Source organism: Poriferisphaera corsica, from assembly GCF_007747445.1.
GTDB lineage: Bacteria > Planctomycetota > Phycisphaerae > Phycisphaerales > Phycisphaeraceae > Poriferisphaera > Poriferisphaera corsica.
Genome location: NZ_CP036425.1, coordinates 4,238,660 through 4,254,561 on the forward strand (window position 1 = coordinate 4,238,660; position 15,902 = coordinate 4,254,561).

General features: G+C 45.5%; 12 protein-coding genes. 5 read left to right on the top strand and 7 right to left on the bottom strand.

Going from position 1 to position 15,902, the window contains the following annotated elements:
* Window positions 1-61: 61 nt before the first annotated feature.
* Window positions 62-1,030 carry a type II secretion system protein gene (locus KS4_RS17185; protein WP_200761400.1) on the top strand — a complete coding sequence of 323 codons (969 nt, stop codon included), beginning with the start codon at window positions 62-64 and terminating at the stop codon, window positions 1,028-1,030.
* A gap of 69 nt (window positions 1,031-1,099) precedes the next feature.
* On the opposite strand, the gene KS4_RS17190 is transcribed toward KS4_RS17185, so the two are convergent.
* Window positions 1,100-2,452 (bottom strand): AAA family ATPase, encoded by a 1,353-nt coding sequence (locus KS4_RS17190; RefSeq protein ID WP_145081171.1) that lies wholly within the window; start codon window positions 2,450-2,452, stop codon window positions 1,100-1,102.
* Between the two features lie 367 nt (window positions 2,453-2,819).
* Between KS4_RS17190 and KS4_RS17195 the strand changes: the two genes are divergently transcribed.
* Window positions 2,820-3,473, top strand: a complete 654-nt coding sequence (locus KS4_RS17195; protein WP_145081174.1) for a Maf family protein — start codon at window positions 2,820-2,822, stop codon at window positions 3,471-3,473.
* A 40-nt stretch (window positions 3,474-3,513) separates the two neighbouring features.
* Window positions 3,514-4,575, top strand: a complete 1,062-nt coding sequence (gene lpxK, locus KS4_RS17200; RefSeq protein ID WP_145081176.1) for a tetraacyldisaccharide 4'-kinase — start codon at window positions 3,514-3,516, stop codon at window positions 4,573-4,575.
* 75 nt (window positions 4,576-4,650) lie between these two features.
* Here the strand turns inward: lpxK and KS4_RS17205 are convergent, their stop codons facing one another.
* Window positions 4,651-6,555: a transporter substrate-binding domain-containing protein gene (locus tag KS4_RS17205; RefSeq protein ID WP_200761401.1), complete on the bottom strand. Its 1,905-nt coding sequence runs from the start codon at window positions 6,553-6,555 to the stop codon at window positions 4,651-4,653.
* A gap of 218 nt (window positions 6,556-6,773) precedes the next feature.
* Entirely contained in the window at window positions 6,774-8,747 is a 1,974-nt protein-coding gene (locus tag KS4_RS17210) for a PAS domain S-box protein (RefSeq protein ID WP_145081182.1), read from the bottom strand.
* 468 nt (window positions 8,748-9,215) lie between these two features.
* On the opposite strand from KS4_RS17210, the gene KS4_RS17215 reads away from it, so the two are divergent.
* Window positions 9,216-10,310 carry a 3-isopropylmalate dehydrogenase gene (locus tag KS4_RS17215; protein ID WP_145081185.1) on the top strand — a complete coding sequence of 365 codons (1,095 nt, stop codon included), beginning with the start codon at window positions 9,216-9,218 and terminating at the stop codon, window positions 10,308-10,310.
* A gap of 80 nt (window positions 10,311-10,390) precedes the next feature.
* Here the strand turns inward: KS4_RS17215 and KS4_RS17220 are convergent, their stop codons facing one another.
* Window positions 10,391-11,623, bottom strand: a complete 1,233-nt coding sequence (locus KS4_RS17220; RefSeq protein WP_145081188.1) for a carbohydrate porin — start codon at window positions 11,621-11,623, stop codon at window positions 10,391-10,393.
* Window positions 11,624-12,000: 377 nt separating this feature from the next.
* Between KS4_RS17220 and KS4_RS17225 the strand changes: the two genes are divergently transcribed.
* Window positions 12,001-12,615 carry a TetR/AcrR family transcriptional regulator gene (locus tag KS4_RS17225; protein ID WP_145081191.1) on the top strand — a complete coding sequence of 205 codons (615 nt, stop codon included), beginning with the start codon at window positions 12,001-12,003 and terminating at the stop codon, window positions 12,613-12,615.
* Here KS4_RS17225 and KS4_RS17230 read toward each other — a convergent pair whose 3' ends face one another.
* The 3 genes from KS4_RS17230 to KS4_RS17240 form a co-directional block, all read right to left on the bottom strand.
* On the bottom strand, window positions 12,616-13,353 hold the full coding sequence (locus KS4_RS17230) for an adenine nucleotide alpha hydrolase (protein ID WP_200761402.1): 738 nt from the start codon (window positions 13,351-13,353) through the stop codon (window positions 12,616-12,618).
* Between the two features lie 80 nt (window positions 13,354-13,433).
* Window positions 13,434-15,053 (bottom strand): flotillin family protein, encoded by a 1,620-nt coding sequence (locus tag KS4_RS17235; RefSeq protein ID WP_200761403.1) that lies wholly within the window; start codon window positions 15,051-15,053, stop codon window positions 13,434-13,436.
* A 108-nt stretch (window positions 15,054-15,161) separates the two neighbouring features.
* Window positions 15,162-15,800: a hypothetical protein gene (locus tag KS4_RS17240; RefSeq protein ID WP_145081197.1), complete on the bottom strand. Its 639-nt coding sequence runs from the start codon at window positions 15,798-15,800 to the stop codon at window positions 15,162-15,164.
* Window positions 15,801-15,902: the final 102 nt, after the last annotated feature.

A 15,902-nucleotide genomic window follows, 5' to 3' on the forward strand; every position in this document is an offset into this window, starting at 1 on the left:
GCATCAGCAACTGGTGAGTAGATTAGACATCTCCAAATGCCCAATGGGCGAAGGAAAAACAATGAGAGATTCCAGCAACCTGGTTCCAGGTGGTGAAAGCTTCAAGCGCGCATTTACGCTGATCGAATTGCTCGTGGTCATTTCAATTATTGCTTTATTGATCGGCATTCTATTACCCGCACTGGGGGCAGCTCGAAAGACAGCGCAAAGTGCTGCATGTCTTTCAAATCTTCGTAGCTCTGGCCAAGGTGTTGCGATTTACGCCACGGACAATCGTGATTGGTTGCCAGGCCCTAATTCAAGTGGTGCTCACCTCAACGATAATACTTACGACAATGGTGAAGAAAACGGCTCAAGCGCAGCACTGCAAAACTTTGACTGGATTTCTCCTGCAATGGGATCATTAATTGGTCTTTCAGATGACGCGGACGAAAGATTGAAGGATATTTTCCTGAATAACTTCCGTTGCCCAAGTAATGATGTCACATATGACTTCCAGTTCGGTGGAGGCACAGCCGGTGATCTAGTAACTAATAGTTACTCTGCCATGACACCTTTTATGGCATCTAGAGAGTTTTTCGTCGACCAAGGCAGGTCATGGGTGTTAGCTGTCGTTGACATGCCTGATCAGTACGATGCAAGATTAGACTTAGTCGGCAGCGCTACTGAAAAAGTTTGGGCGATGGATGGATCAAGATACGTAGATGCTTCTAACGGTGAAATTTCATTCAACGCATTTCCCAAGCAGAAAGATGGTGGTAATTTCGCTAGTTGGGGTCCTGGCTTATCACGTTTAGTGCGTAATGGTAATCCATATAAACGTGAAAACGAAACGCAGATTAAAAATTCCGAAATACATGCTTACCGTCACAATGGCGCATTAAATGCATCATTTCTTGATGGACACGCATCCAGCATGCAGGTTGAGGAATCCCAAAAAATTCATCATTATTTTCCAGGTGGATCAATTGTCAAAAACACATCACAATTGCTAGATCAAGATGTTGAAAATGGAGATATTATTCGGTAATCACTATAAAACAAGCACAATAAAAAAGACCGCTTAATTGCGGTCTTTTTTATTGTATTAATGTTTAATTCAAACCGTCGCAGGTGCTGCGACTTGATCGTAGAGTGCGACATTGTTGAGTTCACCATATGGGTTGGTTTCAACAATATCGTTGTGGGGATCTTGTTTCCACTCACCATCAAAAACGAGTCGATAGCGGTAGCGACCGGGTGGTACTTTCACAACTGCTTGCCAAATGCCGAGATTCTTATCACGAGACATTGGCGTTTGCGATGGATTCCAATCGTTAAAATCTGCAGCAATTGCAACATTACCTGCAATGTCACCTGGCTGTACAAAAAGAAGCCCACGGGATGTAGAACGAACGCCATAAATCCGTGCGAGTTTTGCTTTTAATCGATCTTGATTTGAATCTTGGCTTGGCTGGCTATAATCCGGCTCAGGGATCGGAGCAACACGCGGTACAATTTGCTCTGCTTCCATATCCGGGTCTTTGTTTAGTTTACCTGTGATCGCATTGGTACGAGCAGTCAACGCTTTCGCACGTTCAACTAATTCAGCAGCGCGACTAAGCGCGGGATTACTTGATGGGGCAGCGGTAATTGGATCGGCAAAAGCTTCCCCCCGCTCGGTGACAAAGACATCAGTTCGAGGTTTGGGTGGGTTTTCAAGAAGCCATGCCGCAAGTCTTTCGAAGTCCTGCATGCCACGAGATGCCGCATCGTACTCAGTAATCGGCTGTCCAAAAGAGGCAGCCTCCTTGAGCTTGCTGTTGAAGTTGATGACGACAGGTAATAACTGATCATCAAACTGCTTCTTCAACTCAGATAAAATCTCGCGAGCCAATTTGGTACGAACATCGTACATCGTTGCGAGCACTTTGAAGCGAACTTGATGGCCAGCTCTACGTGCAAGCATTTGGATGGTTTGTTCCTGCTTAATCGACCCTTGCATCGCAAAGTAGCCGGTTTCAACGGGAATCAATACCTCATCAGCAGCACGTAGTGCATTAAATGTCAACAAACCGATTGAAGGTGGACAGTCAATGATGCAGAATTCGTATTTATCCTGCACGGTTGAAAGTACTTGAACCAAACGTCTGTCGCGGTCATGTGCGGATGCTAGTTGTTGTTCAATACCAGCGAGAGCCATCGTGCTCGGCGCTAAATCGAAGTTTCTAGCGATCTGCCACACCACGTCTGCAAATGCGATTGAGCCGTCCATGCCTGCTCGAAGAATGTCGGGCATGCCCCGATCAATCTGAGCATCTGGAACAGCCAACCCTAAAGCACAATGTGACTGCGGGTCCATGTCGACAAGCAAAGTGCGACGTCCCTTAGCTGCTAATGTTGCAGCAAGGTTAATCGAACAAGTCGTCTTCCCACAGCCACCCTTTTGATTAATGATTGCGATTGTACGCACAACTCAGCCCTTTCGTCCCTGAAAACGACTGGCTGGCTCCAGCATGATTACCCCTGGTCAAATCTGGACCCAAACTGCGGATTGCAGTTACTTGAGCGTCATCAGACGATCATCTGAGCACACAAATAAAGTGACTGGAACATCCAGTCTCTAAAGCAGTTATCGGGACATGCCCAAAAAAAACCTTAAAAGTTGATGAAGAAATGCAGGAATTCACATTCCGTATTCATTTCTTAACCTAAATTAACATATTTTATCGCCCTTTATAGTATTCTTGCTATCAATTCAACGCGGACACTACGAACTCATATGCGCGTACATCGTTCACTTCTAGCCCTACAAGCGTCAGCCGATTACAATCCAGTACATGAATTTCCATGCTGATACACAAACACGTCTCATTCTCGCAAGCCGATCACCTCGCCGAGCAGAATTACTTCGCGATGCTGGTTTGAGTATCGAACAGATCGAATCGCCCTTTGTAGATCCGCTGCAACCGAATCTGGCGGAATTCGATACAGCCATCGAACTTGCCGCAGCCTTAGCGATGGAAAAAGCGAAAGCTTTGGCCCCTGAGATTGAGGGCAAGGCTGTGATCATCGCTGCAGATACGATATGTGTAGATACTGAAAACCAGTTGATCGGCACACCCTGTAGCCGAGACGATGCATCAGACATGATCAAAACTTTTCGCAGCGCTATTCATTACGTCGTGACCGGAGCAGTCGTATTAGCGGTTGATGCGGAACAGCAAAACGACGATGGTGATTATGCTCGCCCAATCGCGATGACACCTTTTGCAGACGAAGCGATTGTCATGCTCGGGCATATAGAGGATGCAGAGATTGAACGCTACCTCGACCTAGATACATGGAAAGGCAAGGCAGGTGGCTACAACCTTACTGAACGTCAAGCGGCCGGTTGGCCGATTGTTGTTAACGGTGACCCAACCACGGTAGTTGGACTTCCAATTGAGAAAACGATGCTTGCACTAAAGAAGTACAATATCAAACCCATTTAGACACTCACATTCCTCACGGTTATTCGTAAAATACAACGATATGAAAGAGCAAGACATCATCAAAATTATGTCAGGCGAAGATCAATCATTCGTTGGCAAAGGGATGCGATGTGTAATGCGCTCTATAGAGCCTATCTATAGCATGGCAATGACATGCCGCAACAAAATGTTCGATCATGGCATTCGGCAACAACATGATCTTGGACGACCAACAATCTCGATTGGCAATATTACAACGGGCGGCACAGGCAAAACACCATTTGTTACGATGCTCGCCGAACATCTAATTAAGCTTGGGCATCGACCTGCAATCCTCATGCGCGGCTACCACAGTGATGATTCCGGCTCAGATGAAGCAATGGTCTACCGTAACATACTAGGTAACAAAGTCGTCGTAGAAGCCAACCCCTCACGCATCAAGGGAGCAAAAACAGTCCTGCTCAATCATCCCGAAACATCCGTATTCATTCTTGATGACGGATTTCAGCATCGAACCGCTTCACGTCAGCTTGATATTGTATTAATTGACGCAACACAACCATTTGGGCATAAACACGTCATACCCCGAGGCTTGCTTCGAGAATCTATAAGTTCACTTAAGCGTGCTGATTTGATTGTGCTTACCAGATCTGATCAGGTACAAAATCAAGAGATTAAATATATCAATCAAACGCTCACCCAAATTACAGATCAACAATCATTCATAAAAACGAAGCACGCTTGGACTCATTTTTTGAACAATGATGATCAGATCGTACCACTTAATCAAGTTTCTACTTTGAATGTTTTAGCTATCACGGGCATTGGTAATCCCAATGCGTTTCGGTCGACTTTGGAGCGGCACGTAAAAAGTATCATTCATTTCAAAGCAATGCCTGATCACCATCAATATACCAACGACGATGTGTCTACAATACTCGCACAAGCAAAATCGAATTCATCTGATGCTTTAATAATGACTGAAAAAGATTACGTAAAATTTAAACCACTTATTGCAGATCATAATAACACGATGGTGAAAATTCTTCGTCCCAATCTAGCAATTCAATTTCTTGAAAATAAAAACATTTTCTATAATCATGTTGGTAATATTTTTCAGTAATATGTCATGCAGCATCACATTTCCTTACCTAATCTGAAAAACAACCTAAGGTATAGATTGAGAATGATTGTGTGTCTACAACATATGTTCGTCTGATATTAATTTCACTTTAAATTTACAATCTAAACCATCTTCAAAATATTCGATATGACATTCACCTTGAAGCTCGAATTCAATGATCCCCCTAACTAACTTAGTTCCAAAACCAGTATTTGGCACTTCATGAATCAATGGGCCACAGCTCTCTTTCCATTCAATTAACAACCATTGTTCATTTTCTATTCTGCACTCTATATTCAATCGCCCCTCAATTCTCGATAAAGAGCCGTATTTTACCGCATTCGTTGCTAACTCATGAATAACCATACTAAGCGGTGAACATGTTCTTGTTGGAACATTTATGCTATCACTATTAATATTGATTCGATCTGTATTTTCATGAACATACGGCATCAAAACCAATCTTATAAGCTGCGTAACACACATCGAACGCCATTGTGTGCTGGCAAGTACCTCGTGTGTTCTTGCCATTGTGTAGACACGATCGGCCAGTGACTTTTTATAGTTATGAATCCCTTTCTCTTCATTAGTACGATCTATTAATGATAGCACTTCTGAAAGATTGTTCTTAACGCGATGATCTAACTCACGTAACAGACTTTGTTGGGCTCGTAATTCATGTTTATGCTCTGATACATCTACTATTACACTTAAAAAACAATCTAGACTCCTTTGTTCAGTATGTTTTACCCAGATCGTTGTAAAAAATTCAGACAAATGGCCATCTTTACATATATAGGATTTATCGTGTTGAACAAATGGTACGTCGCCATTAATTAAATTGTTGACTTGCTCATTAACCTCAAACATATCTTCGGCGTTACCAAATATCTGCCACGGTAAGCCTCGCATGTCTTGATCATCGTAACCTGTCATTTTGCTAAAACATCGATTATAAGCAAGAATTTCTTTATTAAAATCAGAAATGACAATACCACAAACATTACAATCTAGTCCGTCTATCAAGTTTTGATAATTATTGCTTATCCCCTGGCTATCTTCAGTATGAACTACATTTGATATTCGATACTTTTTCCGTAAATGTGTTATATAGATTATTACGGAAACAGTACATAGCAATCCTATATTACTTATAACACCTGATCGTAAATCAAAATCATGTAAAGTAAAAGATTCGCTATCACCAAGCCAACGCGCATTAATCGCATGCTTAGAATCTTCCGGAATATCACTCATCGTTTGCTGCACTAATTCAAATAGAACATCCCAATCTTTACGAATGGCAATTCTAGAATCGATACTTGTTGGCAAAACGGCTAACTGTACAAGTTTATCTACATCAAGATCAACTTGATTTTGCAGATAAATCGTACATCCCAGAACAACATCTAACTCTTGATTATCCAAACGCACCATAGATTCACTCAAGGTATCAAAAAAAAGATATTTCCATTGAGGAAACAATTTGCTAGCACGTTTATGCGTCAAACTATTTCTTAATACGCCGATGCGCATTTTATTCATTTTTAATAAATCAAATTCATCAGAATCAAACTGCTGCTTTAAACCAACTACATTAATATGATCTTTATAGTATGGCTCTGTAAAATTTAAATATGCTATACGATCATCTACACGACTTATATTGACCGTCATATCAACTTCATGATTTTTTGCAGATTGCAGTACATCTTGCCAAGAATCTTGAACAACAAAATCGAATTGAATACCCAATCGTTGAGAAATCAAGTCGAGATATTCTGCAGACAAACCTCGATAATGTCCATCCTTATCAAGGTAACTAATTGGCGGCCATCCCGGTGTCAAACCAACACGAACACGATAATCAATCGATGCAAGCCAATCAGCTTGCTCTTGTGTTAACACCGTTTTCTGATAATTAATTTCCCCACACCCACCTATACAAATAATCAAAAGCAACACAATACAACGAATCAAAACTCTGCCTCTCCTAATCCTCCGACCCATCACTCACAAAGTGAAATACGTCTCCAAGATGCACATCAAACAACAGACTCAACCTGCATCATCTCAATAATTCGATATGAATACTCCGAAACTATCGTACCATGATCATACTTAAAACAACAGCTATCAAAACTGATCTCTCAATCAAATATTAGTAAATTATGATGATAATTTCGCCACAACCACCATCAATGTTTCGCAGTCAAATGATCATGTATTAGTTTAATCGTGATATTACACACTAGCCCTTCCACCGGATATATAATCTCTAGTTTTCCCTGTAATTCATACTCAATTAAGCCACGCATTAATTTCGTACCCAGCCCCATTTTTGTTGGAGCAGATACCTCAGGACCTCCAATTTCAGTCCAACGAATTCGTAGTAAACTCTTTTTCTCATCAAACCACCACTCAAGCTTGATTCTACCATCGTAATTAGACAGCGCCCCATACTTCGCTGCATTCGCTGAAAGCTCATTCAATGTCATACACAACGGTGAACACGTTCGACTAGGTAGTACAAGATGATCCCCAAGAATTTCAATTCTCTCCGCACCCTCGCGGCAATGTGCTCCCAAAACCAATCCAACCAACTTATGTAAATCAACACCTTCCCATTTTGACGCCGCCAAAGCTTCGTGCGTTTTTGCCATCGCTCTAACACGACTCAAAAATGACTCTCTAAATACTTCTAATGAAGTTGAGCGATTTAAAGTATGCTCAGCTAACGCTAGCACCTCTGCAAGATTATTTTTCACACGATGATCCAATTCTTGCATCATCGTTTTTTGCCTAATCTCCGTTCGTTTACGCTCTGTAATATCTTGAATTAAGGCGATCGTCTGAGATAAAACACCATCCGCCCGTCGTAATGCTCTTACCGACGTAATCGCATAAATCACGCGGCCATCTCGACATGTATACCGCTTATCAATCGTTATTCCATCCATATGACCGTCGACTATCTTCGAAAACGCCCTAATACTATCTTTCAAATCATCCGGATATGTGATTGCTGTCCAAGACGTTTGTTTCAACTGTTCCGCCGTATACCCCGTCATTCGACATAGTTCATCGTTTACCTCAAGAAACCTCCCTTCACCATCCGTCATCGCCATGCCCACAATCCCCAGTTCAAAATACCGCCTGAAATGCTCTTCGCTTTCACGAAGCGCAATCTCTGTCAATTTGTGCTCTTCTAACTCACGTCGCAACTCTTCGGTTCTGGCCTGCACCTTCTGTCTCAACAAACGGTTCCACATCAACACCGCAACAACAACAATAATCAGCCCAACAATGACACCTACGACAATCAATAGAAGCTGGGGCCAAATATAATACCCCTCCGTTTGTAGATTCACCCACTTACGTTCTATATCATCTCGATCTGCATCTGAAATCGCATTCAACCCCTTATTCAAAATGACATTCAGCGTTCGTAAATCTCTACGAGAACCGATTCGGATGTTGTATTCCAGCGGGGTACGACCCACCACCCGTAACTTCGGCAACACCAGTTCATCTATGTAATACGAACTAGAAGCTAAATCACCGACAAACACGTCATACTTATGAAATGCCACTCCTTCCAAACCACTTTTGTCATCAATCACGCCGATTATTTCTAATTCCGGATAACGACTTCGCAGATAATCACTGATCGCCGAACCGCGCACTGAAGCAATCCGCCGCCCTTTCAAATCCTCTAACCGTAAATCTTCCCGCATCTCACTCGTACCAATAATCACCACCTGCACAGTAAAATAGCTGTCCGTAAACAACAGATATCTTGCCCGTTGCGGATTCTCATTGATCGTAGATATAACATCGATTTCCCTTGCCTTTGCCGCCTCCAACACCTCCGACCATGTGTCATAAAACACATGCTCAAAATTGAGCCCCGTTACCTCAGAAATACGATCTATATAATCCCGCCCAATCCCAACCTCTTCGCCACGATCATTAAAAAAGATAAATGGCGGCCAATCTGGCGCGCAACCAATGCGTATCACTGGATGATCTCGTATCCAGGCTTCTTGCTCCGCTGTCAATACAACGGGCCGTGTCTCTACCTCCTCCTCACCAAAAACTGCCCCATGACACAGCAATACCACCGCAGCAATACTTACAACCATTACCCAAATAGCGCGATATCTAAACATCAAGTCGCCTAACACACTCGTTCACTCTGCAAACATCCAACTGAATCACACATCCATATATATATATGCCTGCTTCTATTCACAACCCCCTCTCACCCATCCTCACCACCCTTTGCATCGACAATATCATCCCCATCCAAACAATACCCCGACTAAACATCACACCAACCAAGATATAAAGCAAGCATTAATCGATTACCTCCTCAATCCTGCTCGCCATCATAGATCATCAACTATTCACTGTCATCAGTCTTTTTATATCCCAATACTGCATCTAGCTCATCCCCAAATCCCCCACAATCTCACCCCGTACACGTATACCTCTGACTTGTTTTAGCACCCCATTCGCCTAATTTTGCCCCAACCCCCTCTAACCTGATATAAATGTTGTTCTGTAAGAGTAAACCAACCCAAACATCGCCCAAACTGTGCGATATCGGTCATACATAATTAACCGGAGACCAAACCATGACACTCAACCTCGCCATCGTCGGCGGTGACGGCACTGGCCCAGAAGTTGTCGCTGAAGGACTCAGAGTCCTTAAAGCTGTTTCTGAACTCGAAAACTTCAACTACACCACCAAAGATTTCGACTTCGGCGGCGAACGCTACATGAAAACTGGCGAAGTCCTCTCCGATGCCGACATCGAAGAACTCAAAAACTACGACGCTATCTTCCTCGGCGCCGTCGGCCACCCCGACGTCAAACCAGGCATCCTCGAAAAAGGATTGCTCCTCAAGATGCGCTTCGACCTCGATCAATACATCAACCTTCGCCCAGTTAAACTCTACGAAGGCATCGAAACACCACTCGCCAACAAAACACCCAAAGACATCGACTTCGTCTGCGTTCGCGAAAACACCGAAGATCTCTACTGTGGTAACGGCGGCACAGCTCGTAAAAATACACCACACGAAATCTCAACTCAGGAAATGATCGCTACACGCTTCGGCGCAGAACGCTGCCTCCGCTACGCTTTCGATCTCGCTCGATCCCGTAAAGCAGCCGGCTACCCCGGCATCCTCACACTCGTTCACAAAACCAATGTTCTCACCTTCTGTGGCGATACATGGTTCCGTGCATTCAACGAAATCGGCGAAGCCGACTACCCAGACATTGAGCGCGACTACCACCACGTCGACGCATGCTGTATGTACATGGCCACCAAACCCGAAATCTACGACGTCGTCGTCGTACCCAACATGTTCGGCGACATCATCACCGACCTCGGCGCAGCAATCGCCGGCGGCATGGGCATCGCATCATCAGGCAACATCAACCCTGACAAAGACAACAATAACCCATCCATGTTCGAACCCGTACACGGCTCATCCCCCGACATCGCTGGCCAAAACAAAGCCAACCCGCTTGCTGCCATCGACTCACTCGCCATCCTCCTCCAAGAGTCTGGCCGCAAAAAAGACAACACAACCCTCATCAAAGCTGGCGAGCGCATCGCAAAAGCCGTCCAATCCGTCACGCACAACTTCACCGGCAAGCGTCTCGATCGCTCCGGATACTCAACCACTGAAATCGGCGACATGGTCATTGCCGCACTCTAACTCTTCGTTAGACTACAAACATCAAACAAAAAGCCCATGCAAAAACGCATGGGCTTTTTCCATAGAAATATCCCGTTCAACTAAAAACTAAATTCAGCCCGCAATGTAGTCACCAATGCGTCCTTTCCCTCTTCGCCACCCGGATTCGCGATCCACTGGACGTCTGGCTTCAAACTCATCCAATCCCATAACACCGCTTTATAAAAAACCTCTGCCGCAAACTCTCCATCCCCCTCAAGTCCTGCATCATCACTAAACCCCACCCACGTACCCATCACACCACATACATCCTCACCCCGCCCTTCAATCAACCCCTGATATACAAAGCCCATACCAATATGCTGATCAATCTCCGCCACTGCATCATCCGCATAACCAAACATCCCAAACATACTCAACCCCTCATCACCACCAATTTCCTCCCGGTATAGCGCCTGATCAAATACCGCATACATTCCATCAGTCCCTTCCTCTACTCCTTGACCATCCAACCTCTGAACATCTCCTGTAAACCGCCACACCCCAACGCCAAACCTTCCCTCCAATCCATTTCGCAACTTCCAGTTCATCCCGCCCTCTGCAATCAAATACAAATCCCCCTGCCCATCAATAAAACTGCTCGGCCCGCGCAATCCCGTCCTGATACCCTGCATATTCGAACCATCAAAAATCCCCACACTCATATATACAGGATTATCTTCCGTTGCCCGCATATACACCGACCCACCAAAAGCTGTCTCAGGATACGTCGGCAACCCCAGCGTCGTTGGGCTAAACCCCGCAGATGAATTCACAAACTCTCCCCCATAGTCAACAAACCCAAAATCCGCATTCACATCTATCTTCCCCATCTTCATCGCAAATCGGCCCAACTCATCCAGCTCCTGCTCCCACCATACCTCACTAATCTGTGCTCTGTTATCGCCGAAATCAATATTCGAAAACGCCTGTGCATCTCCTGTTAAGACCTCGCTGCCATCGTCCCCACTAATGGACTGCATCAACACGTACGCATTTGCTCCTTTTAGCCCGAACATCTTCTCAAGGTCTATCCCCACACCCACATCCACCAATGACCGTAGCGCATCAGCACTAGTACTCACCCCACCCATCAAATTCATCGAATAATCAATTGTGACACCCACCTCTACCTCCACCCCTCGATCCGCCAGAGCTTCTCGCTCCATCACCACCCAATCCCAAATAGGTACCGAAATCACCGCCTCCTCTGTCACCTGTCCCTGAACATCCCCATTTCCCATACTCAGCCCTGCCAGCAACCCCAACACACCGAAAACTGTTTTGTGATACATCGAAATCTCCAAATAGTATTATTTTGATATATCAACTTCTTTTATTTGATTTGTCAAATTTCTATCGCAAAATGTAAACCTATCACAGCTCAGAATGCCAGAATCCTTTGATTCTTCCCTTTAATTCAATCCACTCCTTAACCCCCAATCAATCAGTTCATGCTCTTGACGAGCATTCACTACCAAAGGTGTACACCTGGGCTGACGCCGACGACTCAATCAAAACAGAATTCATAAAATCCTAACTCGCTTATAAATGATGACTTATATTTTTAGTTAAGATTGTGCCTACTTAGCATAAAACTTTATATGAGACTGTCGACCGATCGATCGATCGAATCTATAATGCACGGAGACCGAATTTCAGGAGAATTGCCATGACTGACAGCAAAAGCAAAACCGTTGATACACAAACAAAGATCATTGAGGCCGCGCTCGACATCCTCACTACTCAAGGACATACCGCCCTCACTAGCGGCTCACTCACTAATGCTCTAAATATCAGCAAAGGCACCCTCTTCCATCACTTCCAAGACATGGACGCCATCCTACTTGGCGTACTCGAGCATCTCGTCAACGAGATCAATCAACAAGTCCAAGGCCGCGATCATAAAGACCTATGGGCATTCATTGATGCAAACATCCAAATCACATACGAAGCTCTCGAAAAATACCAAGGCGTCTTCGCCACACTCATGTACTTCATCGCTCAAGCACCACACAAACCTGATTTTCAATCACGTCTCAGAAACCACATGGATACCGAACTAAACAAATGGAAAGCGTCATTCTTCAAGCACATGCCCACCACCATCACTGAGAAAGAAAAAGATCACATTGTGCGCATGATCGACATGCACTTCGGCGGCGCATGCATCCATCATTTTATTTATAACGATCCCAAGCATTACCGCGAGATCTCAGAAGAATTCCTCGACATCATTGCTTCGTACCTTGATCACAACAAGCCGCAGAAACATAACTCTCAATAACTACACCGCAATCAAATCACAATACCAAAACCCCATTTTACTTGGCTCTTCATCCCTACCACCACACAAAGAATCATCATCTCCCTCTCCCTCTGGCTTGTGATACTCACGATAAACCTTCTCACCAATCTCGATCCGTACCCCTTTTTTCATATGCGGCCCGTCATAGACAAACGAATGAAATTCCCCATGCTCCCCGCACGCATCAACTCCCTCAGGTAGCTCTGCAAAAAACCCCGCGTCCATCTCCCGACCCACCCATGCCTCACCCATCGCCTCATCACTCACACAACTCGTCACACCCTTGAATCCCTGCTCAACAAATCGTCCTGCAAGCATCTTTGTATCAAGTTTCCAAAGTGGGAATAGTCCTTCAAAACCCGCACTTCTTAGCTTTTGCTCACGATACGCCCGCAAATCCTCCAGAAATATATCACCAAATATCGACACACCCACGCCCTGCGCCCTGAGTCCCATCATCGCCTCATTCATCCCGCGCTCATACGCCGCCATCGTCGGCTCGTCACTCAGCTTCACCTTCACTAAAGGCAAACCAATCGCCGCCGCCTGCTCATCAAGCAAAGCTTCCCTCACACCATGCATACTCACCCGCCCATGCGTCTCGTTCAACGTTGTTAATAGCGACACCACCTCAACCTCTCCCCGCCTCATCACGTCAAAAAGCGCCAGCGAACTATCCTTACCACCGCTCCAGTTCATCACCGCTTTCATCTTCATAAGCCGTCCCATCATCCAATCAATATAAAAAGGCGCCCATTTGGACGCCTTTCAATTTTATCAAGCTTTCGACAATGGTCTTAACTCTCTTCATCCGCAACCGGCACAGCTTCAAACGTCGTACGCCCTGCATCCGATGACTTCGTATCCGCAACCTGACCAAGCACCTTCGGCAAGTCAATCCCTGCCTGCTGAGCTAACTCATGCATCGGCGGCAACGCGCCCATCAAGCCCCGCAAAAATGAGCCCGTCGAGCCCGTTGGCACCGTCTCACCATCGCCCGATCCGCCACCACTACCAGAATCCCAAACCGTAATCTTATCGATCTTGAGATTCTGAATCGCCTTAACCTGTTCAGCAACAAGCTCTGGCAATTTCTCAATAATCAGCAGCGACGGCGCCAAATCTTTACGGTCACCACAAACTTCAATCAGCCTGTTATAACCCTCAGCCTTCGCTTCAAGTACCTTCTGCATACCCTCAGCCTCAGCCTGATACTTCGCCAAAATCGCGTCCGCCTCACCCTTCGCAATCCTGCGTTGACGTTCAGCTTCCGCCTCAGCCTGGATCTCAATCTTACGCTGTTCAATCATCTGCTGCGCAACTTCTTCCTTCTCAAGCCGCGCCAATTCCTGCTGCTTCTCTGCCTCAAGAACATCTTTCGCAGCATTCGCTGTCGCAACCTCACCGCGGCGTTTCGCCTCCGCTTTGCGCTCCTCAAGTGTTGCCTTGTAATCCGCAATTTCCGCCTGCGATTTATTCTCACCTTCAACCGCACTGGCTTCGAGTGTCGCAACCTCAATACGCTGCTTGGATTCCGCAGCTTTTTTACCTTGCACCGCCTTCGCGTTCTGCTCCGCAACAGCGATCTGTTTCGCACGCTCAGCATTCGCCTCGCCCGCAATACCATCCGCTTCAAGCGAAGCAACCTTAATACGCTGATCACGCTCCGCTTGTTTCTGCCCCATATTCGATTGCGCGACCTGCTCAGCAACTAACACCTGCTTCTCACGATTCGCACTCGCTTCACCAATCGCACCGCCCTTATCAGCTTCCGCAACCTCGACCTTCGCCGTATTGATCGCTTCAGCCGCAGCCCTGCGGCCAATCGCGTCGATATACCCCGATTCATCAGTAATATCGCGAATATTCACGTTGATCACTTCAAGACCAACCTTCATCAGCTCGCTGTTCACGTTCTGATTAACCAACCCTAAGAATTTTTCACGGTCTTGGTTAATCTCTTCAATCGTCAGCGTCGCAATCACCAAACGCATCTGCCCAAGAATAATATCCCGCGCCTGTGTCGCGATATCAATCTCTGTCAGCCCCAGCAAACGCTCAGCAGCATTATTCATAATGTCCGCTTCTGTCGAGATACCAATCGTAAACGTCGATGGCACATTCACGCGGATATTCTTCTTAGATAGCGCGTTCGTCAGATCAATTTCAATCGTCATTGGCTCAAGATTTAGATACGCATAATCCTGAATCAATGGCAAGATCAATGCGCCACCACCATGCAAACACTTCGCTGTTCGCTCTCCTCCCACACTACCATAAACCACTAACACTTTATTAGACGGACACCGTTTATACCTTGTCGCCGCATACATCGCGATAAACAAAAACACCGCAACCGCAACACCGATCACCGCAAAGACCAGCCCTTCGCCAGCCGCTAACATCATCATTCCCATCATACGCTCCTTTATAGTTTCTATTTCATCTGCGCAGCCATGCCGCGCGCCCGGATATTCTTACCAATTTCTTGGCTATTGACGTTCTAAAATTCTTCAACACACAAACTAACCTTGCCCAACGGCCTCATGACATGGCTTCACCCAAAACACCTCATCATCCCCCACCTCAATTACCTCAACCATATCAAATGCATTCAACTCCGTTTCCCCCTTCGTCATCGCCTTCATCACCTTGCGGCGTCCCGATATCGATATTTCAATCTGCCCCATCCCCTTCGCACCTCCCGGAATCGTCAAATACACCTTCGCTGTTCGCCCAATCCCCGTCTTCACATCATACTCATTCGTGCCCTCTAGCCGCTTCACATACATAATCCCCACCGTTGATAGCAGCATCATTGCCATACCAAACCCCACCGACACCAACAAACTCATTGGCCCAGACAATCCAAACGAGATTCTTGCAGCCAACCCCATCCAACCTGTCCCCATAAAAAACGCCGTTATCGACAGCAACGAAAACACATTAAATGACTCCCCTGTGTCCATCGCATCAATGTCGTGTGCATCTAGTGCATCACCACCAATTAAATCCGTGTCAGTATCCCCACCCAACATCATCATTGCCATGCGGATTCCAAACAGAATCGTTGCAAACATCGCAATCGAAAAATAGATCATCGCATCAGTACCTGTCCCCAATGCACCATCCCAGCCCACAAAATCCAAAATAAATTCTCGCATTGCCTGTCCTTCAATTAGCCTGTGATGCGTCTATATACAATCGCCTACAAAGCGAGTTACACAAAATACTTCGAAAGCTATCCGAAATTACCGCCCCCCATT